The 26,145-nt window shown below is 59.9% G+C and carries 16 protein-coding genes; 11 read left to right on the forward strand and 5 right to left on the reverse strand.

Going from position 1 to position 26,145, the window contains the following annotated elements:
- Entirely contained in the window at positions 1-558 is a 558-nt protein-coding gene (locus VL547_RS18420) for a group 1 truncated hemoglobin (protein WP_325580629.1), read from the forward strand.
- A gap of 5 nt (positions 559-563) precedes the next feature.
- On the opposite strand, the gene VL547_RS18425 is transcribed toward VL547_RS18420, so the two are convergent.
- The 4 genes from VL547_RS18425 to VL547_RS18440 all read right to left on the reverse strand — a co-directional run bounded on the left by VL547_RS18425 (position 564) and on the right by VL547_RS18440 (position 8,128).
- Positions 564-1,319, reverse strand: a complete 756-nt coding sequence (locus VL547_RS18425) for a LytTR family DNA-binding domain-containing protein (protein ID WP_325580631.1) — start codon at positions 1,317-1,319, stop codon at positions 564-566.
- Positions 1,307-2,992, reverse strand: a complete 1,686-nt coding sequence (locus VL547_RS18430; protein WP_325580633.1) for a sensor histidine kinase — start codon at positions 2,990-2,992, stop codon at positions 1,307-1,309. The genes VL547_RS18425 and VL547_RS18430 overlap by 13 nt, the downstream gene beginning before the upstream one ends.
- Before the next feature lie 11 nt (positions 2,993-3,003).
- On the reverse strand, positions 3,004-4,215 hold the full coding sequence (locus VL547_RS18435) for a TPR end-of-group domain-containing protein (protein WP_325580635.1): 1,212 nt from the start codon (positions 4,213-4,215) through the stop codon (positions 3,004-3,006).
- 64 nt (positions 4,216-4,279) lie between these two features.
- Entirely contained in the window at positions 4,280-8,128 is a 3,849-nt protein-coding gene (locus VL547_RS18440) for a two-component regulator propeller domain-containing protein (RefSeq protein ID WP_325580637.1), read from the reverse strand.
- A gap of 141 nt (positions 8,129-8,269) precedes the next feature.
- Between VL547_RS18440 and VL547_RS18445 the strand changes: the two genes are divergently transcribed.
- From VL547_RS18445 to VL547_RS18460, 4 genes are read left to right on the forward strand one after another with little or no spacing between them, the layout of a single operon-like run.
- Entirely contained in the window at positions 8,270-11,530 is a 3,261-nt protein-coding gene (locus tag VL547_RS18445) for a TonB-dependent receptor (protein ID WP_325580639.1), read from the forward strand.
- A gap of 3 nt (positions 11,531-11,533) precedes the next feature.
- Positions 11,534-13,336, forward strand: a complete 1,803-nt coding sequence (locus VL547_RS18450) for a RagB/SusD family nutrient uptake outer membrane protein (protein ID WP_325580641.1) — start codon at positions 11,534-11,536, stop codon at positions 13,334-13,336.
- 11 nt (positions 13,337-13,347) lie between these two features.
- The gene (locus VL547_RS18455; protein ID WP_325580643.1) at positions 13,348-15,318 is read left to right on the forward strand and encodes a heparinase II/III domain-containing protein; all 1,971 of its coding nucleotides are present in this window, start codon (positions 13,348-13,350) and stop codon (positions 15,316-15,318) included.
- The gene (locus VL547_RS18460; RefSeq protein ID WP_325580645.1) at positions 15,315-17,063 is read left to right on the forward strand and encodes a glycoside hydrolase family 88 protein; all 1,749 of its coding nucleotides are present in this window, start codon (positions 15,315-15,317) and stop codon (positions 17,061-17,063) included. Before VL547_RS18455 ends, VL547_RS18460 begins: the two co-directional genes overlap by 4 nt.
- Here VL547_RS18460 and VL547_RS18465 read toward each other — a convergent pair.
- On the reverse strand, positions 17,055-18,080 hold the full coding sequence (locus tag VL547_RS18465; protein WP_325580647.1) for a GntR family transcriptional regulator: 1,026 nt from the start codon (positions 18,078-18,080) through the stop codon (positions 17,055-17,057). The genes VL547_RS18460 and VL547_RS18465 overlap by 9 nt on opposite strands.
- Positions 18,081-18,141: 61 nt before the next feature.
- On the opposite strand from VL547_RS18465, the gene rhaT reads away from it, so the two are divergent.
- From rhaT to VL547_RS18495, 6 genes are all read left to right on the forward strand, one after another.
- Positions 18,142-19,197: an L-rhamnose/proton symporter RhaT gene (rhaT, locus tag VL547_RS18470; protein ID WP_325580649.1), complete on the forward strand. Its 1,056-nt coding sequence runs from the start codon at positions 18,142-18,144 to the stop codon at positions 19,195-19,197.
- 13 nt (positions 19,198-19,210) lie between these two features.
- Complete coding sequence (locus VL547_RS18475; RefSeq protein ID WP_325580651.1) at positions 19,211-21,307, forward strand: bifunctional aldolase/short-chain dehydrogenase; 2,097 nt, start codon at positions 19,211-19,213, stop codon at positions 21,305-21,307.
- A 73-nt stretch (positions 21,308-21,380) separates the two neighbouring features.
- Complete coding sequence (locus VL547_RS18480) at positions 21,381-22,655, forward strand: TIM barrel protein (protein WP_325580653.1); 1,275 nt, start codon at positions 21,381-21,383, stop codon at positions 22,653-22,655.
- Between the two features lie 56 nt (positions 22,656-22,711).
- Complete coding sequence (locus VL547_RS18485; RefSeq protein WP_325580655.1) at positions 22,712-23,971, forward strand: FGGY family carbohydrate kinase; 1,260 nt, start codon at positions 22,712-22,714, stop codon at positions 23,969-23,971.
- Between the two features lie 29 nt (positions 23,972-24,000).
- A complete protein-coding gene (gene dinB / locus VL547_RS18490; protein ID WP_325580657.1) occupies positions 24,001-25,152 on the forward strand; it encodes a DNA polymerase IV in 1,152 nt (383 codons plus the stop codon).
- An 80-nt stretch (positions 25,153-25,232) separates the two neighbouring features.
- On the forward strand, positions 25,233-26,145 hold a 913-nt coding region (locus VL547_RS18495; protein WP_325580659.1), incomplete at its 3' end, for a hypothetical protein.

The following is a 26,145-nucleotide window of genomic DNA, read 5'->3' on the forward strand; positions in this document are numbered from 1 at the left end:
ATGAAAAATGCAGCATTGTTCCTGTCAGTGCTGGGGCTTCTCGTTGTCGTGTCGATACTCCCGTCCTGTTCAAAGAGTAGCAACAACAATAGCACCAAACCGACATTGTATGATTCCCTCGGGGGCACGGCCATGGTCTCGGACCCCGCCAACAGCGGCCAGATGATCGAAAAGGGTCGCCTCGGCATCCGGAGCGTGGTGGACAGCGCGATCTTCGTGATCGCCGGGGATGATTCCATCAACCCTTATTTCATGACGCTTTTGGCCGAGGTGACCGCCAATAACTTCAGCGGCTTTAACGAGCTGAGCAAAAACCTGACGGACTTCTTTTGCGTGGGTACCGGCGCCAAGGATTTCACGTACTCCGGTCTGAGCATGGCCAACGCGCACAACCCCGCCACCAACCCGCGCATTTCCGAAAAGGTATCCGTAAACGCATTCAATGAATTTATCGTCGATGTCGGCAAGGCAGCCGTCAAAAACGGCCTGCCGTCGAACCTGATCAACTCACTGGTAGTGGTGATCAATTCGCAGATGTCGCTTGTTGTACAACGATAGAGCCCTTAGCCGTTGTTGAGCGCCGTGTGAACGGCGCTCTTTTTATGCCTGGACACCGGCACGTGCGTCCCGTCCTCGAGCAGCAAATAGCCACCGTCTTCCTTCACCCAGCTGCGCACAAAACGGCGGTTGACGAGGTGCGATTGATGGCAACGGAAGAACCCGTATCCGGCAAGCATGTCCTCGTATTCGTGTATGGCCTTGGAGGTGGTGAGGCGTTCGCCCCCTTCGAGATAAAAATGGCTGTAGTTGTTGGAGGATTCCAGGCGGATCACCTGGCGGACGGGTACGAACCGCGTTTCGCGCAGCGTAGTCAGCCCGATCCGGTGATCGTCGCGGGGCTGCTGGCGGAGCAGCTGCATGAGGTTGTCCATTTGCGCGCGGTTGCTGCCACGTCTCGAAATCGCCTTTGAAACCGCCGACCGGAGCTCGTCAATGTGTATCGGCTTTAGCAGGTAGTCGAGCGCCGAGAGCTTGACGGCCTGTATACCGTATTGATCGAAGGCTGTTACAAAGATCACGTCGAATCCGTAGCCCTTCAGGGATCGCAGGAGGTCCAGCCCGGATTCCCCGGGCATCTGTATATCCAAAAAGACGAGGTCCGGGTTAAATTGCTCCAACGCCACCCGTCCCGACATAGCATTCAACGCGGTAGCCACCACCGTTATCTGCGGACAATAGGCCTCCAGCATCCGGGAAAGGTTGTCCAGGTTGTGCTGTTCGTCGTCGATGAGTACCGCCCGCAGCGTCAGTTGATCCATTGTTGAAAAATAAGGATGATACGCGTTCCCCACCCGGGCGACGACTCGATCCTCCAGTCGATCGTGCGGCCGTCCAGCGCCTCGTTCAGGAGCCGGATGCGGTCCCGCGTCAGCGATAGCCCGTAGCCGCCGGCTGGAGCGCCGGTATCGAAGCCCTGGCCGTTGTCCCGGATGGTGCAGGTGAAATTAGCATTTTCCCGCGTGAAGCCGATCTCGATGATGCCGCCCGATGGCATCGAAGAGACGCCGCCCGGCAGCATCGCGGAAACGCCATGTTTAACGGCGTTCTCCACTAACGGCTGGAGCAACAGCGAGGGCACCTCGATATCCCGGACCGGCAGGTCCGAGGCGGTCTGGATATGATAGACGAACGGAAAGCGCAGCTGTTCCAGCTTCAGATACGTGTCCAACGTCGCTATCTCGGTAGCCAGTGGTACAAAATCCTTGCGCGCGCCGGAAAGGGTTTCCCGCATCAGCCGCCCGAATTCGGATAAATACCGGTTGGCCGGTTCGATCTGCTGGTTGTTGACCAGACCCTGTATCGACGCCAGCGCGTTAAAGACAAAGTGCGGGTTGAGCTGGGACCGGATCGACTTCAATTCGAGGTTCAGGCGCTCCCGTTTGCGACGTTCCTGGACGACCCGTGTTCGTAGCCGGATCAAAACCCAACATAGAACGCCCAGCAGCACCACGCCAGCCATCACCGCGACCTTGAACCAGACCGTTTCCGTCCAGGCGGGTTCGACGGCAAAAGAATAGCCCGTGACGTTGTGCCGTTGCGACCTGAACCGCATCGAAAGCGTATATTTCCCTGTCTGTAGCCCGCGCAACCATATCAGGGGCAGATCGAACTCGTTGCTCCGCCAGGGGATCACCGTCGATCCGTTCCGGACCAGCTGGTACTCGAGCGCCTGTCGCTCGATGATGTGGGCGTTCAGGTAAAAGACCAGGTTGTTCTCCTCGTGCTTGAGTCGCAGGAAATAGGGGATACCGGTCGCCGTGTCCAACTGGTTCCGCGCGTACCGGCGCAACCACTTCAGCGTATCCTCCGCGGTCGGCCGGAGGTAGTAATTGTTGGTGAGGTGCTGGAGGAACTCGTTCATTTCGAGGAACGCTCCCAGCTCGTCGGGCATATAAATGTTGAACAAAGCCGGTTTGACCTCCTGCCAGTATATGACCGTGGTGGATATAAACCTACCGGTCTTCTTTTCCCGGAGCTCTGCTTCGATATAGTGCCCCCACGTGGTATGATACCCACCCAGCAGCCCGCACGGCTTGCCTTCGCCATTCGGCGCAAAAACGTCGGTAAACCGGTTGATCGGGCTCCACGGAATCACCACCCGCCCCGAGTCCAGCAGCACCCGGTATTCAAAGCGCCCTGCGTTGTCCGGATTCAACCTCGGCGCGTATACGTATACGTCAGCCGAGTCATAGGCATTGAGCTCCCGGAACGTACCCCTCGACGGCTCCGGCTCCAATGGCACCCGTGGCGAATGGTCGATGGCGGTGAAATAATAACCTTTGTAGGGCACGGCCGTCTCCAGGAATGGGTCCTGGCTGTGTGGGCCCGGCTCCGCGTAGGACGTCGAGTAGTTTCCCCAATCCGCCCCCGTGGGCGCCGGCGTGTTATCGCCCCCAAAGTTCTGCGCGGCCGCCGGTGCCGCGACCAGCAAAAGCGCCCAGGCTAGTTTGGCGCCGCCCAAAACGCCCCCGGATTATTGGTCCTGTACGTAACAAAATTCCCGCTCGCACTCGAATCCGGCCCCTGCTTAAAGTAATCCAACGGCAACAACAAAACCATCTCACGCTTCTTCCCCGGCGCCGCCGTCTCCACGTCAAAACCGCTGTTGGTATTGCATTCGAGCATATACAGGTTCTTGGCCATATAGTTGTACAAATAGTCCTCCTTCAGCGTGGACTGCCGGCGGTTCCAGTTGGCATCGGGGTTGACTATGAGCATACGCCCGTCGATCACCCGCTCCCGGACCGACGCTATATCCAGCAACTGCCCACGCTCGTCCATTACATAAGCATCGTTCGTAGGGTCCATCCAAACCCAATGGCGAAGCGACGGAAGATACACCATGTCGATTACGTGACAGTCGTTGTCGACATGCAGGCTGTCCTTTGGCAGACAGGTCACGAATCGCGACTTGAAACCCATCGCCAGGTAGCACTCGTTCAACACCGTCGCCAACCCGCGGCAGTTCAGCCCGCGGTTATCCCGTTTGCACACCGTGATCAGCGACATTGCGTTCATCACCGCCGGGTTGTTGTGTTGCCCGTCGTGGGGTACCAGGTCGTGTATCCAGTGGAGCAGGTTGATCACCTGCGACGCCTCGTTCCCCCCGCCCGCGATCGAGTCCAGGTTGAACCCCTTGCGCAGCGCCGCCAGGTTCGGATCGCTCGCCGGCGCATATGTAAACGCCGGGAACGGGCGCTTGTCCGAAGTATTGTAAGCCCCGGCGTGCGCAAGGATGTACATATAATCCCCCAACCGGCGCGTCGGCTCGACCATCGGCTTGAATCGGGGATCGTCCCGTATCGACACCAGGTCCGGGTCCGACAACAGGTGGGTGTAGTTCGTCATCCCCGCCTTGATCGATTCGTCCAGGTAATAAAACGCCCTTTCCTTTTGCCCCATCAGGGCAAACGTACAACACAGGTTGTAGTACGCGTCAAAATGATAACCGGTGAAATTCCGACGCTCGTCCGCGCCGAGCTTGTCATACCGCCCGAGGAACTCCGCCAGCAGCGAATTATACGTCACCGTATCCCTGGCCTCATAGGCCTTCTGAAAGAGTTGTGCCTGCCGCTCCGCAAAACGCCCGAACCCCGTGTCCGCCACCGCGCCCCCGCCCCGCAGCAGCATCATCAAAATAAACAGTTTAATCATGGCTGTACTTCTTGTTTCAGCCAAAGATACCCACCCCGCCCATATCTAGGTAGCCCAGTGTGAATCAGGCCCCTCCCAGGTCGGATCCGGCCTTCCCATACGCCGAAGGCGTCTTCCCAAACACCTTTTTAAACTCCCTCGAAAAATACTTGCTATCGCTAAATCCCACCGCATACGCCACCTCGTACACCGACAGCTGCCCCTCCTCCAGGAGGCTCGCCGCCTTGCGGAAACGGACCTGGCGGATGAAGTCTCCCACGGAGAGCCCGGTGACGGCCTTGACCTTCTTATACAATACGCTTTGGCTCATGGCGACCTTAGTGCAAAGCAACGGGATGTCGAAGTCTTCGCTTTCCAGGTGCTCCTCTATCAACAAAACCAGCTCACGGAGGAAGTCGTTGGGGATGGGCTGTGGCGCCGACTGGGAAAACTGCAAGCCATACTTGCGGCGCATCGTCTCCACCGAGGCCAGCAGGTTCCGGATGTGCAGGAGCAGCACCTGCACGCTAAAGGGTTTGGTCAGGTACACGTCCGCGCCCTTTTCGAGCCCGTCCACGTGGTGGATGGGGGACGCCCGCGCCGTCAGCAAAATCACGGGTATGTGGTTGGTGCGGGGATCGGATTTTAGCATGCCACACAACGTCAGCCCGTCTATGGATGGCATCATGACGTCGCTGATAATGACATCGGGTATCTCAAGACAAGCCGTCGCCCACCCGGCAGCGCCATCGGCGCACTCCAGCACGCGGTACTCCGCGGGTAGCGACTGCAGGATGAACGCCCGTACTTCTGGATTGTCCTCCACCAGCAACAAAGTAGCCGAGCGACCGGAGCGAACGATAGGCGAGGAAACGGCCAACGAAGGCAAAATCGTGCGAACCGGCGCGTCAAAAGACCGCGTCACCAGCTGCTCCTTCGTAAAATGCCGGAACCCGGTCCGTAGCAAAACCGTAAAACACGTCCGCACCCCCGGCTCGCTTTCGACCTCGAGGCGCCCGCGGTGTAATTGAACGATACTTCTTGATAACGCCAGCCCGATCCCGTACCCCGCCACCTTATCGTCCACCTGGAAAAAATTGACGAACAGATTCTGCAGGTGCTCGGAAGCGATCCCCCGCCCGTTATCCGCCACGCTCAGACAAACCCAACCCGCCCGCTCCGAAACCGTAACACTGACAAAGCCGCCGTCCGGCGTGAATTTGAATGCATTCGACAAGAGGTTGTACAACACCTTCTCCATTTGCACGGGATCAAGATAGCAGGGGACGTCCTCGACCGTGGCAATAAAATCGAACTGCACGGAACGCGAGGCTGCCAGGTCCCCAAAGGAAGAGAACACCTCCCGCGCAAACGCCACTATATTCAGCGGAGCCACGTGTAACCGCAGGTGATGGGTCTCCGCCTTCCGGAAGTCCATCAGCTCCTCCACCAGCTGGAGCAGCCGGTCCGCGTTGTTTTTGACGTGCGTAAGCTGCGCCACCGCCAGCGAATCCGACAGCAGGACTTTTTCCAACGGCCCCGCGATCAGCGTCAGCCGCGTCCGGATTTCGTGTGAAATATTGGTGAAAAAATTCAGCTTCGCCTGGTGGAGCGCCTGGTCGCGCACCAGCAGCGCCCTGATCCAGAAGTAGCGTATGACCAGGAACAATACTGCCGCAAAAAGCAAAACATACGCCGACCACGCCCACCATGTCCGCCACCAGGGTGGCAAAACGGAAATCGACAAAGAAACCGGGCTGCCCCAGACCCCGTCGTTGTTGGCGCCCTTCACCAGGAGCCGGTAGTCGCCCGCCGGCAGGTTCATATAGCTCGCCGAAGGTTGTGCCGTATAATGCCAGCCCTGCTCGAAGCCGGCCAGCATATAGGCATATTTGTTCTTGTCCGACTTGATGAAGTTGAGCAGCGCAAAGTCGACGGTAAACACATTCTGACGCGCGCGCAGCGTAATCCCGCCGGTATAGGCGATGTCGTCCTCGAAACCGTCGAGCACCCGCAGCCCCGTAAAGACCAACGGCGCTGAAGCCCGGTTGGTTTCGATCCTGTCCGGGTAGAACGCCGTCACCCCGTTATACCCACCAAAGAACAGCTCCCCATCGGAACTCTTATAATAGGAGTTGTAGTTGAACTCGTTTGCCGCCAATCCATCCGTTCGGGTATAGGTCCGGAAGCCCGGATAACGCGACAGCCCATTGCCCGTGCTGATCCACAGGTTGCCCTGTTTGTCCTCGAGGATGCCGGTCACGTTGTCGTTGGGCAGGCCGTCTTTTCGGGTATACGTCGTCCATTGCCCGGTGGCCCGGTGAAAGACGGAGAGGCCGCCGAAATACGTTCCGACCCAGATGTCGCCGTGCACGTCTTCGTGCAGACAGTTGACCGATCCGGCAAAGACAGGCCGGCAGACGCCACCGGCAAAACAAAAAAGCCCGTTAAACGCCCCGATCCAAACCGCCTTCCGGCTGTCTTCCAGTAACGCGCGGACCTGGTTGCCCCGCAGTGACGCGGGTAAAGCCGGTCCCGGTAACGACGTAACATCCGCTCCCCGCAGGAACCGTAGCCCGTTTCGTGTGCCCACCCAAAGCAGGCCGGAGCTGTCCAGCAACAGCGAATTGATCTCCGAATTGAGCGTTACCGGGTCATTGGGCGTATACAGGAACCGTTTGAACCCATGCCGTACAGGGTCATACAAATCCAACCCGCCCCCGTGCGTCCCCACCCAAACGCGTCCTAGCCGGTCCCTGTAGACAACCTTAACCAGGTTCGAGCCCAGGCTGCCCGGGTCCCCGGGGATGTTTTTATAAAAATGAAAACGGCCGGTTTCCCGATCGAGCTCGTTTACGCCACCGCCTTCGGTCCCCATCCACAGATGATGCTCGTCGCCATCGATCCCGCTGACGACATTGTTGTCGATGCTGGCCGTCGATTTGTTGCTTTGGTAGACCATAAAGGGCGTGGAGGCGGCGTAAGACACGTTCACCCCGCCAAAGTAGGTGCCCACCCAAAACGACCCGCCGGTATCCTGGAAGATGCTGTAGATCGAGTTCTGGCTAAGGCTTTGCTTGTCCGCCGGGTCGTGCTGAAAGGCGTCGAAAACCCGGCGGGCCGTGTCGTAGCTGACCAGCCCCTCCTGTGTCCCGATCCACAACCGCCCGGCCCGGTCAAAAAGGACCTTACGGATATTGTTGTTGATCGATCCCGCGGGTAGGGGAGTGAAGCCGGAGGCGTCATGGACATAGACCCCGCCGTGCTGGGTCCCGATCCACAGGCGGTCCCGGCCGTCGCCGGTCAGCGAAGTAATATACGTATCCTTCAAGCCCTCGTGGATAAAACGGGTATTGTACACGCCATCCGCCGCGGGCGTCATACAAACCAGGCCCGCCCCGGTTCCCACCCATAGGTCCCCCGCGGCGTCCTCGTACAGGGCATGGATGCTGTTTTCCCCATCCCCGTACTGGCTCCCGGGGAAAACGTATACCCGCGAAATCTTCAGCTGTCCCGCCTGGATAAAGTCCAGCCCGCGCGAGGTGCCCACCCAGATGTTGCCCCGTTTGTCCTCGAGGAGACAGTTGATGGGTAGCGCGGCTATATGACAAAACACGTTCTTTACCGGGTCGTATCGGTCCAGGCGGCTGGTGCCCACCCAGAGATACCCCCGGCTGTCCGCCAGGAGGGCGTTGATATAGTTGTCGGAAAGGCTGTTGCTGTCCGCCGGGTCGTTTCTATAAACCTTGAAACGAACCCCGTCGTACCGGTTCAGCCCGTAGTGCGTCCCAAACCAAAGGAAGCCCTTGTGGTCCTGCGCGATCTGCATCACCGAGTTCTGAGAAAGCCCCTCCTCCACCGATAGATGGGTGAACGTCCGTCGTTGGGCGACGGCCTGTCCCAACAGCAGCAATCCTATAAGCGCCTTCTTCACGGGGGAAATTTAGGGGTTATTTTCCTGCTTTTTCCGCTCCTGGCGCCAGAAAACGGAAAAGTCACCCCTTTAAAAATGGATTTTCCCCCCTATGCCGGCGCGGCGGCCCGCATATTTGGGGTCACCAAAATCCCGATTGTTATGCATATGAAAAAACCGCGGTGGGCGGCCCTCCTGGCCGTAATCGCGTTGTACCTGGCCCCCCAGCTGCTGCGGGCCCAATCCAAAAACGTTTCGGGCGTTGTCACCGACGAGGCGGGCAAGCCCATACCTTATGTATCTGTCCTTATCAAGGGCAAAACCTCCGGGGCCCAAACCGATGAGACCGGCCATTTTACGATATCCGTCCCCCGGGGAGCCATCCTCGTTTTTTCCTCCATCAACTACGAAACCATCGAACAGACAGCCGGCGACGGCGTCCTGACTGTTACCCTCAAAGCAAAAGGCGCGGGGATGTCCGATGTGGTTATTGTTGGCTACGGCACCCAAAAGAAAGTCGATCTGACGGGATCGGTCTCCACGGTCTCCTCCAAGGAGCTCGACAACCGCCCGGTGACCAACGTCTCCAGCAGCCTCGCGGGCCTCGCCTCCGGGGTATACGTCCACCAGACCTCCGGTCAACCCGGGAGCGACGGCGCGAGTATCAACATCCGCGGCGTCGGCACCCTGAGCAGTACCTCCGCCCTGGTGGTGGTCGACGGGATCGTCTCCAGCATGGACGCTGTGAATCCTTCCGACATAGAAAGCATCTCGATATTAAAGGACGCCGCCAGCGCCGCCATCTACGGCGCCCAGGCCGCCAACGGCGTCATCCTGATCACCACCCGCAAGGGTGCCCGCAGCCGGCCGACGGTGTCGTACAGCGGGCTTTTTTCTCAGACCAACCCGACGGGTTTGCCGAAATTCGTGACCAACAGCGCCCGGTACATGCAGCTGCTGAACGAGGCCTACTCCAATGTAGGCGTGGCTAAGGTCTTCGACTCGGCTACCGTCATCCAGCCCTTTATCGACGCGGAAAAGAACCCCAACGGCCTCACGAGCCTCGGCGTCCCTAACTACGTCGCCTATCCCAACACCAACTGGGAAAAGGTGCTTTTCCAGCATAAGCTGCTCCAGAACCACAACGTATCGGTCAGCGGGGGCGGCGACAATACCACCTATCTCCTCTCCCTCGGGTACCTCAATAACCCGGGGCTGATCACCAACTCGGGTATCGAAAAGTACCAGTTCCGGGCCAACTTCGAGGCCCGCATCGGCAAGAACATCACCGTCGGCACCCAGACCTACGGATATACCCAACATACCGGGATGGCCGACCTGGGCGACCTCTTCAACTACCTCGTCCAAACGTCGCCGATGATCTATCCCTATTACAAGGGGATGTACGGCTCGACCTCCGCCGCGGGCGACGTGATCGGCAACGCCAGCAACCTCCTCAACTTCACCCAGGCCAACAACGGTGGCCAGCAGACCACCTTCGTCAGCACCACCTGGTACGGCAAGGTAAATATCATCAAGGGGCTCACCTTCGAACCCCGGGTGAACTACGGCGCCAATTTTTACGAGGAGCAATACAGCACCAACCCCGTCGTCCAGGAGCGCTGGAACTTCCTCACCATGCAGGAGGTCACCGCGCCGCCGCCGGCGAGCCAGCTCTCCACGACCAACTATTTCTCCAAGTGGTGGAATTATACCCTGGAAAGCGTCCTCCGCTACAACACCACCCTGGCCGGCGTCCACAACATCGGCGCACTCGCGGGTTACAACGAATACTACTATAACTCCTACTTCAACAGCGAGACCGGTCTGGGGCTGATCGATCCGACCATCACCGCCATCGGTACCGCCACCACCTTCCCGACCAACCCCACGGGCAGCGCCACCAACTGGGCCACCCGCTCCTGGTTTGGCCGCGTGAACTACAACTATAAGGACAAATACCTGCTGGAGGGCAACCTCCGCTATGACGGCTCCTCCCGTTTTGGCCCCAACCAACGGTGGGGGACATTCCCCTCCGTCTCCGCGGGGTGGAACATCATGGAAGAGCCCTTTATGGCCGGTCTAAAGGACCGCAACATCCAAAGCATCAAGCTGCGCGGCTCCTACGGTACGCTCGGAAATACGATTTCCGTCGTCAACGGCTCGACCAACAACTACCTCTGGCAGGCCACCTACGGCGTCGTCGACTACTCCTTCAACGGCCTGGCCTCTAACGGTCTCCGTCAGGGTCAGATCGCCAACAACAACCTCCAGTGGGAAACCACCGGCGTGACCGATATCGGCGTCGACCTGGTCGCCCTGAGGAACCTCACCGCCACCGCGGAATACTACCGCCGCTTTACCCACGGCATCCTCTTCCAGCCGCCGTTGGACCCGACCGTGGGGACGGCATCGGCCCCGGTCGAAAACCTTGCCCAGGTCCTCAACAGCGGCATCGAGCTCCAACTGGGCTGGCACGGTAACATCGACAAGTTCTCCTATGCAGTCTCCGGCAACGTCGGGTACAATTACCTGAACCGCGTCGTCCGCTACAAGGGCCCGCTCGTACAAAGCCTGACCACCGACGCCAGCGGCAACAAGACCTTCAACTCCAATATCTCCGCGGTATCCGCGGGGGGCAACAACCGCATCCTCGAGGGACACCCCATCAATGAATATTATCTCCAGACCGTGTACAAGGGCACCGGCAAATACTTCAACGCCGATGGCAGCGTCGACCCTAAGGGCGGTCCCAAGACCGGTATGATCCGCACTACCCAGGACCTCCAATGGGTCCAGGCCATGATCGCCGCCGGGTATAAATTCCCGGTCAACACCGTCGGCCCCAGCCAGTTCTACTACGGCGACCTGATCTATGCCGACAACGACGGCGACGGCACCTACGGGACCGCGAACGATCAGCAATTCCAAAACGTCACCACCACCCCCAAGGTGGTCTATGGCTTCACCCTAAGCGCCGCCTGGAAGGGCATCGACTTCAACATGATCTGGGCGGGCGCCGCCGGTATGAAGTACTATTGGAACCAAACGTACTACAACAGCAGCTCCATCGCCCTGGGCGGCACCATCCCCGAACGCATCGCGGACAACCACTACAGCGCGACCAACCCGGACGGCTACTTCCCCCGCGTCAAATCCTCCGACGGGATCAACAACATCGCCAGCACCTTCTGGCTCTACGATGCCTCCTACCTCCGTCTCAAGAACCTCCAGGTCGGTTACACCTTTCCCGAGCGGTTGCTGCGTGGCGCCGGAAATTACGTGTCCCGCATCCGCGTCTTCGTCTCCGGCGAAAACCTCCTCACGTTCACCAAGTACCCCGGCCCCGACCCCGAGACCGGTTCCTCGGTGACGTATCCGACGATGAAACAATATGCCTTTGGTATTAACGCAACTTTTTAAATCATGAAAAAACTACTCCCCATATTTCTTGCGGTCCTCGCGGCATCCTGCCAGAAAGGCCTCCTGGACACCAAGCCCAACAACCAGGTGTCCTCCGCCAACATGTGGTCCACCGACAACCTTACGGACCTCGGCGTAACCGGCGTCTACAATGCCCTTCGCGGCGGCGGCAGCTCCGGCGGCTCCGGCGGCGACATGCTTTATGAATTGTATTCCACGGACCGGCTGGGCTATACCGGCCAGGCATACTTCACCACCAGCGACGGCGGCCTGACCACCGCCACCGCCACGCCCGCCAACAGCCTGTATTCCACGGCCTGGTCGGCGCTGTACGAAGGTATCAGCCGCGCCAACGACGCCATTACGAACATCCCGCTGAAGTCGCCGAGCGACTCCGCCAAAAAGGCGCGGTACGTTGCAGAGTGCAAGTTCCTGCGCGCTTACTTTTACTACCGGCTCAACCAGGTATGGCAGGGCGTCCCGGTCTACCTCCAGCCCACCGACTTCACCCAGTTCAACCACCCCGTCACTTCCGCCGACAGCGTTTGGCTGTATATCGTCAAAGACCTGACCGACGCCATCAACGAACCAGACCTGCCCCTGAAATATACTGCCGGGAACGCCCTTTACGGGCACGTCACCAAGGGCGCCGCATACGCGCTCCGCGGAAAGGTCTATATGTACCTCAAGCAGTGGACCAACGCCATCGCCGACTTCCAGCAGGTCCAGGCCGCGGGCTACGCCCTCTACAGCGGTTCCGGCGCAACCAGCTACAAGATGCTGTTCAAAACCGCCAACGAACAGTCTCCCGAGATGATATTCTCGATGCAAAACATCGACCTGGCTGGTTACGGCGGCGTCACCGAGTTTTATTGCGGGACCCGCTCATCGTATGGTTCCTGCTGGGACTACTATAGCCCCTCCACCGACCTCGTCGACCTCTATGAGAATGCCGACGGCACCAAGTTCAACTGGGACAACGTCATCCCCGGTTATAACGAGATGACCCCGGCCGCCCGCGAAGTCTTTTTTATCCGCAACAACGCTACGGGCGCCGAGCTCAGCGCGGCGCAGGCACGCGGCGCCGACATCTCGCAGTACCTGCCCACCGGTAACGAAGCCCGTATCGCCGCCGCTTATGCCAACCGCGACCCGCGTCTGACGCAAACGATCATCACACCGTATTCGACATATCTCGGGGCGCCCATCGGCACCTCGGGTGATTTGACCTATGTATTACGCTGGCCCTACCGGGACATGAACCCACCCACCCAGGACATCAAAAACGACAAGACCCAGTACGGTCTCTACTGGTACCGGAAATTCGTGTACGAAGGCAGCTCCGAAGGCTCCAACCGTTCCCAGGTGCCCATCGACCAACCCATCATCCGGTATGCCGACGTCCTCCTCAACTGGGCCGAATGCCTTGACGAAAGCGTCGGGCTCACCCAGCAGGGCCTTGACCTCGTCAACCAGGTCCGCACCCGCGCCGGCATGCCGAACCTCCAGATGACCGATCCCACACAGCCCACCTACGTGGCCAGCCAGGACGACTTCCGGACCCGCATCCGCAACGAGCGCCGCGTCGAATTCCCCAATGAGGGCGTCAATTATTTCGACGAGCTCCGCTGGGGCACCTGGACCACCAATAAATTTTACGCCGGCAATGGCGCCAGGGAAATGTGGGGTACGGTAATTTCGCCATATACCTTCCAGGGTAACTACACCACCACCTGGCCGATCCCCACCTCCGTGGTCCAGATCTCCAACGGCGCGGTGGCGAAGACCCCCGGATGGACCTACTAAAAAGCTTTGCCATGCGAATCGTTCTCCTTTCCGCAGCCCTCTGCGCACAACTGACCATCGCCGCCCCCGCGCCCGCGCCCGCCCCGCGACCCGCGCCCGCGGCGCCGCGCAACTACCTTTCCTCCGCCCTGCGGTCATCCGGTCTTCGCCTCAGCGTGGACCAGGTGACCGCCTGGCGTGAGGCGCGCAAACAGCGGCTGCTGGCCGACGTCCAGGCGCTGCCCGACTCCGTCAAGGCGGCCCTCGTCACCCGCGCCGACGAAGCGACAAAATTCACCTGGCCCGCCCTCCCGGTAAGCCTTTACCACGAATTCAAGACAACCGGCAACCGCACCCGCTGGGAGGCAAAAATGTTCGAACGCCGCGCCGCGCTCACCGCCCTGGTCGCCGGCGAGCTCGTCACCAAAGACCCAAAGTACCTCCCCGCCATCGCCGACGGCCTTTGGGCGACCCTCGAAGAAAGCACCTGGGTGCTCCCCGCCCACGTCGGCGCCCAAAAAATCGGCACCGATCTGCCCGATCCCGCCGAAGCCATCGTCGACCTCTTCGACGGCGAAACCGCCGCGGCCGTCGCCACTACGCAATGGCTCCTCTCTGAAGAGCTCGACCGTTTCTCAAAGGTCATCGCCCGGCGCGTCCGCTACGAGCTCGCCCGCCGTGTCTTCGACCCGTACCTGGCAAGGGACAACTTTGGCTGGATGGGCTTTACCGGCGGCGTGCCCAACAATTGGAACCCCTGGATCAACAGCAACGTCCTGACCAGCGTCCTTTTGACCGGCATACAGGCCGACACCCTCAACCTCGTCCTGGACAAAGTCCTCCGTAGCACCGATAATTTCATCAACGGCTATGGCGACGACGGCGGCTGCGACGAAGGCCCCGCCTATTGGAGCGAGGCCGGTGGAAAATTGATCCATATCCTCGGCCTGGCCACGTCGGTGACCCAGGGCAGGCTCGACTGGTCGGACATCCCGCTCCTCCACAAGATCGGCGCCTATATCTATAAGATGCACATCGCCGGTCCCTGGTACGTCAACTTCGCCGACGCCACGGCCCGCGTCACCCCCGACGCCCCCAGCGTCCTGGCCTTCGGTCAATACTTCCACGACGACACCCTCCAACGCTTCGCCGCCTATATTTTCGCCGGCAAAAAGGGCTCCCTCCAACCCGCTAGCGTCCCCGAGCTCGCCTCGGCCGTCGAGTCCTACGCCGCCCTGTCGACCACGCCACCGTTGTCCCCCGAGCCCCCGCTGGAATGGCTCCCCGACGTCCAGGTCATGATCGCCCGCGCGCCGGCCGGGCCCGGCGCCCAAGGGGACCTCGTTTTCGCCGCCCAGGGCGGCAACAACGGCGAAAGCCACAACCACAACGACGTCGGCAATTTTATCCTTTTTAAAGGCGGCCTTCCCGCTATCGTCGACGCCGGCGTCGGCACCTACACCGCCAAGACATTCAGCAAGGAACGCTACACCCTCTGGAACATGCAGTCCCAGTGGCACAACTGCCCTTTGATCAACGGCGTCCAGCAAATGGACGGCAGCCGCTACAAGGCGACCGACGTGACGCAAATAGCCGCCGACGCGACGCGAAAACCAACAACGCTGAAAATGGACATCGCCGCGGCCTACCCACCAGCGGCGGCCGTGACGACCTGGTACCGCACCTTCGACTTCGGTCCGAAGGGGCTGGAGCTAAAAGACGAATACGACCTGAAGGCCCGCAAAGACACCACCGCACTCCACTTCATGACCCCCTGCACGATCGAGCACACCGCCAAAGGACAGCTCCTGTTAAAATACAATGGCGCGCCCCTGTTAAAGATCGAATACGACGAATCCCAGCTTGCCTGGAGTACTACCCCCAGGGCAATGGACGACGCCCGCCTCCACGACAGCTGGGGCGACAGCCTGACCCGGCTTGACCTGGTATACAAAGACAAAGCCCTCCGGGGAAAAACAACCGTCCGGTTTTCCACACCATGAAGCACATACACACAACCCTCGCCCTTTTCCTCATCCTGCATACCCACGCGCAAACGCTGGTGTGGAGCGACGAATTCAACTACCACGGCCGCCCCGACAGCACCCGCTGGACCTACGAGCAAGGCTTCGTCCGTAACCAGGAGCCGCAACGCTACACGACCGACAACGCCATCGTCGACAGCGGTATGCTCATCATCGAAGCGCGCAAAACCCCGGAGGGCTATACCTCCGCCAGCCTGACCACCCAGGGAAAAGCCTCCTGGCAATACGGCCGCATCGAAATCCGCGCCAAGGTCCCCGCCGCAGCGGGCTCCTGGCCCGCCTTCTGGATGCTGGGCGACGACCGCGGCAAAGTGAAATGGCCGTTGTGCGGCGAAATCGACATCATGGAATTCCTCGGCAAGGACCCGCTGACGGTTTACGGTACCTCCCACTACGCCGACTCCACCGACGCCTATCGCCACCAGGGCGGAACCTATACCGCAACGGAATCCCCCGCCAATGGGTTTCACGTCTACGCCCTGGACTGGTACCCCGATCACATGGACTGGTACTACGACAACCAAAAGTATTTCACCTTCGACGTAAAAAAATCGACGCGCGGGGTAGGGAAGGGGAACATCTATCAGAAACCCTTCTACCTCCTCCTCAACCTCGCTCTCGGCCACGAGGGCTCCTGGGCCGGTCCCGTAAAAGACAGCGCATTCCCTATGCGCTACTACATCGACTACGTCCGGGTCTACCAAAACGACCCCACGTTGACAGCCATGAAACGCGTCGCCGACTGGCAACTGAACAACAAAGCGAAGTATCCGGCCTGGGACTGGGTCAACGCCGTAGGCTATACCGGCATAAGCGCGCTGGCCAGGATAGACACCACCTATTATCGCCCCCTGCTAAAGATCGGCGAAGCCCTGAGCTGGAACACCGGACCCACCCGCCAAATGGCCGACGACTACTGCATCGGCCAAACGTACGCGCAGCTCTACGAGCGATACGGACAAAAAGAGATGATGCAGCGCTTCCAAGCCCTCGCCGACTCCATTCAAAACAGACCGCATAAAGAACCCCTTGAATGGAAAAACAAAATCCAGCTCAGGGAATGGGCCTGGTGCGACGCCCTCTACATGGGCCCCCCGGGTCTGGCCATCCTCGCAAAAGCCACCAACGAGAAAAAATACCTCGACCTCGCCGACAGCCTCTGGTGGAAAACGACCGACTATCTCTATAGCAAAAAAGACAGCCTCTACTATCGAGACAGCCGCTACTTCGGCCAGCGCGAACCCAACGGCCAACCCATGTTCTGGTCCCGAGGCAACGGTTGGGTGATGGCCGGTCTGGCCCGCATGTTAGACAACATGCCCCTGCGCTATAAGGACCGCAAAAAATACGAGAGCCTCTACAAGGCGATGGCCCATAAAATAGCATCCCTCCAACAACCCGACGGCTCCTGGCACGCCTCGTTGCTCGACCCCGAAAGCTATAAAACAAAAGAAACCAGCGGCACTGCGCTGTTCTGCTACGCCTTCGCCTGGGGGATCAACCACCATATACTTTCCAGGGAATACAAACCCACCGCCGAACGTGCGTGGCAGGCGTTAGTAGAAGCCATCCAGCCCGACGGCCGGCTCGGCTACGTCCAGCAAATTGGGGAGAACCCGCAGAATACGACGGAAAACAGCACCGAAGCCTATGGCACCGGCGCCTTCCTGCTGGCGGGGTCCGAGATGCGCAAGCTACAATGACTTCCGCATCGTCAGCCGGAACGGCAACGCCGTATGTTCCGTCGACTTTGACAGTACCAGCCGGGCCGCCTCCTGTCCCATCAGCAGGAAATCGGTGGACATCGTCGTGATCCCGTCCAGGATGATGCGTTTCAACGGCGTGTCGTTGTAGGAAATGACGCCGACCTTTTCTCCCAGCGGCAACCCCGCGTCCAACACCTTCTCCAGGAGGACCACCAAGTCGTCCTCCATGAGGCTGATATAAGCCGTGCCCTCCTGGATGACCTCCTGGGTCACGTCGGTCACGATCTGGTAGGGGAAGGCGTAGTCCTGGCAAAAACCGGTAAACCCCTCCAGGATGTCCCGTGGATGGTAGGTATACTCGGGAAAAATGATTTTCAGGGTTTGGTACTTGGACAAAGGTTCGAGGGCCTCCTGGAGCGCTTGATAGATATCCTCACGGAAGCGCTCATACACCGCGCCAAATACGCCGTCGACCCCAGGGGCGAGCTTGTCCAATAAAACGAGCTGATTTTTTGGCAGCGTATTGAGCAGGTCCGCCGTACCCTCGCCGCCGCCCTGGAAGTGCGGAATGATGACGAAGTGCGTGTAGCCCTCCTTTTTTTCCAACAACAACTTCTTGAACAGCGCATAGTCGTTGTTGTAGATATAGAAATCGATCAGCGCGTCCGGCCCGAGCGCCGAGGCAAAGGCGTCATAAACGATCCGCTTGTGCTGGCTCAGCTTGTTGAATAACAGGAAAACCTTTATCGCCGGCGCGGGCGCTTCCGCCGTGATAAAGTAACCCTTGCCGTGGACCGAGCCGACGATCCCCCGCTGTTTGAGGTGCTTGTAGGCCTTTTCCACCGTATCCTTGGCTATATCCAGCTCAAAACTCAGGTCGTTGATCGACGGCAGCGGGTCGCCCCTCAGCAGGCTGCCCTGCTCCACGCCTTTCAGGATGGAGCCCGCCAGCTGCAGATACTTTGGGGTAACCGATAGCTCGTTGATACTGATGAGCTGGTAGATGTTCGCCATCCATCAAAGGTACATGAAAGCGCAGGATAGTTGCCAAAGTGGCGTTTTCTATCTTCACGGCATGCAGGTACTCCTTGGTATCTTTTTTCACTTCATAGGCGGCGCCGCCTCCGGCAGCTTTTACATGCCCTACAAACGGGTCCGCGGCTGGCATTGGGAAAGCTACTGGATCATCGGTGGACTGTTCTCCTGGCTGATCGTACCGCCGCTGGCGGCGTGGCTGACGATCCCCGGTTTTGCCGATATCATCCGGAGCACCCCGTCATCTACGATCGGTTATACCATGCTCTTTGGCGTGCTGTGGGGCGTCGGCGGCCTGACCTACGGGCTCGGCGTGCGCTACCTCGGGATGTCGCTGGGTAACTCGGTTGTGCTCGGTTTCTGTTCCGCCTTTGGCGCCCTGCTCCCGGCCGTCTACTACAATTTCGTCCCGCAAGACGGGAAAACCACTTTTTCCGAGCTGTTGGGCACCACCTGGGGCCGGGTTGTACTGGTCGGCGTCCTCGTCTGTCTCCTGGGCATTTACATTTGCGGCCGTGCCGGCATGCTCAAGGAAAAAGAACTGCCCGAAGAAGAAAAGAAAAAGAGCGTCTCCGAATTCAACCTCACCAAGGGGCTGGTGGTCGCCATCATCAGCGGTATCCTGAGCGCCTGTTTCAACTTCGGTATCGAAGCCGGCAAACCCATGGCCGAGGCCGCGGTCAGGGCCGGCTGCAACCCCCTATATCAAAACAACGTTATTTACATAACATTGCTATGGGGCGGCCTGGCCACCAACGCCATCTGGTGCCTCATGCTCAACTTCCGCAACCGCTCTTTTAGCGACTACGGTAACAAGCAGACGCCGCTGCTGAAGAACTACCTGTTGTCCGCCCTCGCCGGCACCACCTGGTTCCTCCAGTTCTTCTTCTACGGCATGGGTGAAAGCAAGCTCGGCAACGGCGCCAGCTCCTGGATACTCCACATGGCTTTTATCATCCTCATCGCCAACGCCTGGGGCCTGGTCCTAAAAGAATGGAAGGGCGTCAGCGCCAAAACCCGCATCACGATCACCCTCGGCATAGCCGCCATCCTGATCTCCGTGTTGCTGGTAGGTTACGGTAATTCGTTAAAGTAGTTAAAGTATTCATATGGAATTCAAACATGTTTCTTATCTGTGGGACGAGGCCGAAGCGGCCCGGCTGGCAGGGGACGAAGTCGCCCTGTTGGTTTACCGTTCCAACCTGTTGGGCGCCGACCTCCGGCTGACCAATTACGGCGGGGGGAACACCTCGTGCAAGGTCCTGTCAAAAGATCCCTTGAGCGCCCAGCCAGTCGAAGTAATGTGGGTAAAGGGTAGCGGCGGCGACCTGGGTACTATGAAACGCAGTGGTCTCGCTGCACTGTACGTCGACAGGTTACGCAGCCTTGTCAACGTTTACGAAGGGGTCTCCAAGGAAGACAAGATGGTCGAGCTCTTCAACCACTGTATCTACGACCTCGCCTCCAAGGCGCCCTCCATCGATACGCCCCTGCATGGCTTTTTGCCCTTCAAGCACATCGACCACCTGCACCCCGACGCCGCCATCGCGATCGCCGCCGCCAAGGACGGCAAGCGCATCACAAAGGAGCTGTTCGGCGGCAAGATCGGTTGGGTGGAATGGCAGCGGCCCGGTTTCGACCTGGGGCTCAAGCTTAAGGCCTGCCTTGACGAAAACCCCGGTATCCGTGGCATCATGCTGGGTTCGCATGGCCTCTTCACCTGGGGCGATACCGCTTACGAGAGTTATGTCAACACCCTGGAAGTGATCGAGCGCTGCGCCCAGTATATCGAAGACAACCTTGGGAAAAAAGGCCCGGTTTTCGGCGGGGCCAAAACGCAGCCCCTGGAAAAAGCCGCCCGCCTGAAGCAAGCCGCCGCGCTCGCCCCGGTGCTCCGCGGTTTATGCTCTTCCAAGACCCGCATGGTCGGCCACTTTACCGACGACGACCGTGTCCTGGAGTTTATCGATTCCAATGACCTCGCCCGTTTGGCGCCCATGGGCACGAGCTGTCCGGACCACTTCCTGCGCACCAAGATTTCCCCGCTGGTGCTGGACCTGGCGCCCGACGCCGACCTGACCAACATCCGCGCGACCCTCGAGCCCGCCTGGGAAGCCTACCGTGCCATGTACGCGGACTATTATAATACCTGCAAGCACCCCGACAGCCCCGCGATGCGCGACGCAAACCCCGTCATCATCCTGTATCCCGGCGTGGGGATGTTCGCCTTTGCGGTCAACAAGCAAACCGCCCGCGTAGCCGCCGAGTTCTATACCAACGCGATCAACGTCATGAAGGGCTCCGAAGCGATCAGCGAATACACGTCGCTACCCCGCCAGGAAGCCTTCAACATCGAATACTGGCTGCTTGAAGAAGCCAAGCTCCAACGCATGCCCAAACCCAAGTCCCTCAGCGGGCGCGTCGCCCTGGTCACCGGGAGCGCCGGCGGTATAGGCAAGGCCATCGCCCGTAAGTTCGTGGACGAAGGCGCGTGCGTCCTGATCAACGACAATGACAGCGGCCGCCTGGCGGGCGCCGTGGAAGAATTCCAAACCGCCTACGGCAAAGACGCCTTCGCTGCGTCCGTCCTCGACGTCACCTCCAAAGACGCCATCGACAAGGCTTTCGCCTCCGCCTCCCTGGCCTTTGGCGGTGTCGACCTCGTCGTCAACTGCGCCGGCCTGTCCATCTCCAAACCGCTCGAAGACCATACCGAAGCCGATTGGGACCTTCTTTATGACGTCCTCGTCAAGGGCCAGTTCCTTGTCACCCAGGCCGGGGTGCGTATCATGCGGCTCCAGGGGTCTGGCGGCGATGTCCTGAACATCGTCTCCAAGAACGCCCTCGTCAGCGGCCCCAACAACGCCGGTTACGGCTCCGCCAAAGCCGCGCAGCTCCACCTTAGCCGGCTCAACGCCGCCGAGCTGGGCAAGGACCACATCCGCGTCAACACCGTCAACCCCGACGCCGTCATCAGCGACAGCAAGATATGGGAAGGCGCGTGGGCCGAAGGCCGTGCCAAGGCCTACGGCGTGACGGTGGCCGAGCTGCCCGCCTACTATGCCAAACGCACCCTGCTGAACGAGATCATCTCGCCGGCGGACATCGCCAACGCCTGTTTCGCCTTTGTCGGCGGCCTCCTCGATAAATCCACGGGGAACGTCCTCAACGTCGACGGCGGCGTAGCGATGGCTTTTGTACGTTAACTTTACCCCCGGCCCCCCCGGAGGCGGGCCGCCCCACAACAACGAACCGCCCCCGGGGCCCTCAACAAAGACCATGAACATTACATCCACAACGATTGCAAAATATAACGACCAGGCCCTGACCGCGCACCAGCGCCGCCTGGCAAGCCTTACCGCCGAGCTCCCCCAGGCGACGAGCCTCCTCAAGCTCCTGGAAGCCTTCCAGGTCGCCATCCCCTCCTGGGCCCTCGGCACCGGCGGCACCCGCTTCGGTCGTTTCGGCCTCGGCGGCGAGCCCCGCAACCTCGAAGAAAAGATAACCGACATCGGCCTCCTGCACACCCTCAACCGGTCCAGCGGGGCGGTATCGCTCCATATCCCCTGGGACATCCCGGAGGACGCGGCCAAGATCAAGGCCCTCGCCGGTCAATTCGGCCTGGCCTTCGACGCCATGAACTCGAATACCTTCCAGGACCAGGAAGACCAACCCCTGAGCTATAAGTTCGGTTCCCTGCAGCACGTAGACAAAGCTGTCCGCGCCCAGGCCATACAACACAACATCGACGTCGTAAAATACGGCGAGGCCCTCGGCTCCAAAGCCCTCACCGTATGGCTCGCCGACGGCTCGTGCTTCCCCGGCCAGCTGAACTTCCGCGAAGCCTTCAACCGCACGCTGGACAGCCTCCGCGAAATCTACGCCGCGCTGCCCGGCGACTGGAAGCTCTACCTCGAATACAAGGCCTTCGAGCCCAATTTCTATTCCACCACCGTCGCCGACTGGGGCCAGTCGCTGCTCTTCGTCAGCAAGCTCGGCCGCCAGGCGTATACGCTCGTCGACCTGGGCCACCACCTCCAGGGGGCCAACATCGAACAGATCGTCGCGCTCCTGCTGATGGAAGGCCGTCTCGGCGGTTTCCACTTCAACGACAGCAAATACGGCGATGACGACCTGACCGTGGGCAGTATCAAGCCCTACCAGCTCTTCCTGATCTTTTGCGAGCTCGTCGAAGGCATGGACGCCCGTGGCATGGACCACGCGCGCGACCTCGGCTGGATGATCGACGCCTCCCACAACGTCAAGGACCCGCTGGAAGACCTCCTCCAGTCGGTGGAAGCCATCATGCTCGCCTACGCCCAGGCCCTCCTCGTCGACCGCCCCGCGCTGGCCGACGCCCGCGCGCAAAACGACATCGTCCGCGCCCAGGAGATCCTCCAAACCGCCTATCGCACCGACGTCCGCCCGCTGATCGCCGAGGCCCGCCTCCGCACCGGCGGGGCCCTCGATCCGCTGGCGGTCTACCGCGGGGAAGCTGTGCGGCAGCAGTTAACCAAAGAGCGGGGAACCGGAGGCCGCGCTACCGGGCTCTGACTTCACCTGCGGCCGGCTCCGCCGGCCGCAGCAGCGCCCCCACAAACGACATCGACATGCCCACCCCGGTCATCGCCATATTCGACATTGGCAAAACGAACAAAAAACTCCTCCTGTTCGACGAATCCTACCGCGTCAGATGGGAGGAGTCCATACAGCTCCCCGAAACAAAGGACGAGGACGGTTACCCCTGCGAAGACGTCGCCGCCCTCACCGCCTGGGTACAGATAAAAGCCGCCGAGGTAACGACGGACGCCCGGTGGACGGTCCGCGCGATCAACTGCTCCGCCTACGGCGCCAGCTTCGTCCACGTCGACCGCGAGGGCCGCGTCGTCGCCCCTTTGTATAACTACCTGAAACCCTTCCCGCAGCCCCTGCTGGACCAGTTCTACTACGACCATGGCGGCGCCGCGGCGCTTTGCTGCCAGACCGCCTCGCAGCTCAAGGACAGCCTCAGCTCCGGTCTCCAGCTCTACCGGCTGAAGTACGAGCAACCCGCACTGTTCGAGGAGATCGCCTGGTCCCTTCACCTCCCGCAGTACCTGAGCTACGCGCTGGGCGGCCCGCTGGCCTCCGACATCACCAGCATCGGCTGCCACACCGGTCTCTGGGACTTCGAACGCAACGCCTACCACCGCTGGGTCGTGATGGAAGGGGTAGGGGACAAGCTTCCACCGCTGCTGGCTTCCGATACATGTCTCCCTATCGGCGCGCGACGGCTGGGCATCGGCCTCCACGACAGTTCCGCCGCGCTCATCCCGTACCTCCGCACCGTCACCGAACCCTTCCTCCAGCTGTCCACCGGCACCTGGTGCGTCAGCCTGAACCCTTTTAACGAGACGCCGCTCACCCCGGCCCAGCTCGACCTGGACTGTCTCTGTTACCTGTCCTACCAGCGCAAGCCCGTCAAGGCCGCCCGTCTTTTCGCCGGCTACACCCACGAGCAGGAAACGCAGCGTCTCGCGCGTGAGTTCCAAAAACCCCTGGATTACTTCGCGGGCGTGCAATACGACCAGTCCCTCACGGGCACCGCGACCTACGAAGCCGCCTACCACGACCTCATCCGGGACATCGTCCGTCAACAGGCAGCCTCCACCCAGCTGGCCCTGGACGGCAGCAACGTCACCCAGATACTCGTCGACGGCGGTTTTAGTAAAAATCCTATTTTCATGCACCTGTTGGCCCAGGCCTTCCCCGGTTTCCGGGTCCAGGCGGCCTCGGTAGCGCAGGCCTCGGCGATCGGCGCCGCACTCTGCCTCCACGAGCACTGGAACACCGGCACCGTGCCAGGAGACCTGATGACCGCCGGCGACTAGTCGCCCAATGCCCCCGACAGGCATAAGCCATGCCCACGCGCAAGATCATCCATATCGACATGGACGCCTTCTACGCCTCCGTCGAGCAACGCGACCACCCCGAATACCGGGGCAAGGCCATTGCCGTCGGCGGCTCCCCGGAAGGCCGGGGCGGCGTAGTGGCCACCGCCAGCTATGAAGCCCGCAAGTTCGGCGTACGCTCCGCCATGCCCTCCAAACGCGCCCGTGAGTTGTGCCCCGGCTTGCTATTTGTCCGCCCGCGGTTTGACGTGTACAAGGAGGTATCGACCCAGATCCGCGCCATCTTCCATCGATACACCGACCTCATCGAGCCCCTGTCGCTGGACGAGGCCTACCTCGACGTCACCGAAGACAAGCTCGGTATCGGCTCCGCCATCGAGATCGCCCAGCAAATACGCAAGGCCATCCGCGATGAGCTCAACCTCACCGCGTCCGCCGGCGTCTCCGTCAACAAATTCGTCGCCAAGATCGCCTCCGACCTCAACAAACCCGACGGCTTCGCGTTTATAGGTCCCAGCTCGATCGAAGCCTTTATGGAAAAACTTCCGGTAGAAAAATTCCATGGCGTCGGTCGCGTCACCGCCCAGAAGATGAAGGACAAGGGCCTTTTCACCGGCGCCGACCTCAAAAAGCTGACCGAAGCCGAGCTCATTAAGAGCTTTGGCAAACCCGGCGCCTTCTACTACCGCATCGTCCGCGGCCAGGACGACCGCCCCGTACAACCCGAGCGCGAAACCAAGTCCGTCGGCGCCGAGGACACCTTCCCCGAAGACCTGTCCACCCTCGAAGAAATGGGCCCGGAGCTGGACCGGCTGAGCGCCATCGTCGAAGGCCGTCTCCGCCGCTACCAGCTCAGGGGCCGCACCATCACCCTCAAGGTCCGTTTCAGCGACTTCCGCCTGATTACCCGGAGCCAGTCCCTGGCCCAACCCACCGATGAGGCCGTCACTATCCAAGCCACTGTCCGTCGCCTCCTGGCCATCGTCCTCGAGGGCGGTCCTGTGAAAGTCAGACTGTTAGGAGTCAGCTTGGCCAACTTCGGCGACCCCCGCGCCTCCGGCAGGCGCAGCCCCCAAAGCCCAGGCGGCCCCAAGGGCCCCAACGGGCCCAACGCCCCCGCAGGCCCAGTCCAGCTGGGCTTCTCCTTCACCGAAGAATAACATGATACATTAGCTTTTTCGTGTATTTTTGGACGTTCCCCAAGGACCGCCAAATACCCCTGAACCCAGAAAAAAACCACATGCTCACCTCACTTAAACGCGCCTTCGCCGTATTCCTCTTGCTCTCATCATTCACCCTATGCGCGAGTGCGCAAAAGGTCTTTATTCAGAATGTTTATCCTACTTTTGATACGGCCGGTGGGACGGTTACCCTGTATGGGCGCGGTTTTACGAATATGAGGTCCCTCAATTTCGACAACGCCCAAGTCGCTTTCAATGTGCTTTCCGATACCGTTGCGACAGCCATAGCTCCTGTAAGCTGTCGAAACGGAATCGAGGCAACCGCTGATGATGGCAGCTATAGCTTTTTGAATTTCATCGTGGTACCCACTCCCGCCCAAGGCGAGGTATATGTCAGTGATTTTAGCCCGAAATATGGCCACACAGGGAGCATCGTTACCCTTCGGGGCAGGGGTTTTACCGGTGTTTCTTCCGTTCAGATGGGTGGAAAGCCGGCTACGTCATTTACCGTGGTATCTGATTCTGTTATCAACGTCGTCGCCAATGATACGTCGATTGGTTGGTTCGAAGTAGATGGTACCTTGCCACAGGCAAACGGCTTCATTCCTAAGGGCAACGTATTTATCAACCTTGATACCTACAAGGACCCTTATATTATCTCCTTTTCCCCACGCTTTGCCACTACTGGGACCAAGCTCACCATCAATGGAATAAACTTTACCGGCGCAACGGGAGTCGTGCTGCCCAATGGAAATCCGTCAAGTTTCACTGTCGTGTCACCGACACAGGTGGTCGCCGTTGTAGGCAGTGGGAAGACTTCCTTAACTACACAGCTTGCTGTGCTAACGCCCAACCAACAGATATACATATACGACAGTACCGCTGGTCCCACCATGTATCCCCTGGCAACACCGGTAGTTACCGGGTTCACACCCCCATCGGACACTGCGGGCGGTCTTGTAACCATAACTG

Origin of the sequence: Dinghuibacter sp., from assembly GCF_035492835.1 — a bacterium.
Classification (GTDB): domain Bacteria; phylum Bacteroidota; class Bacteroidia; order Chitinophagales; family Chitinophagaceae; genus Dinghuibacter.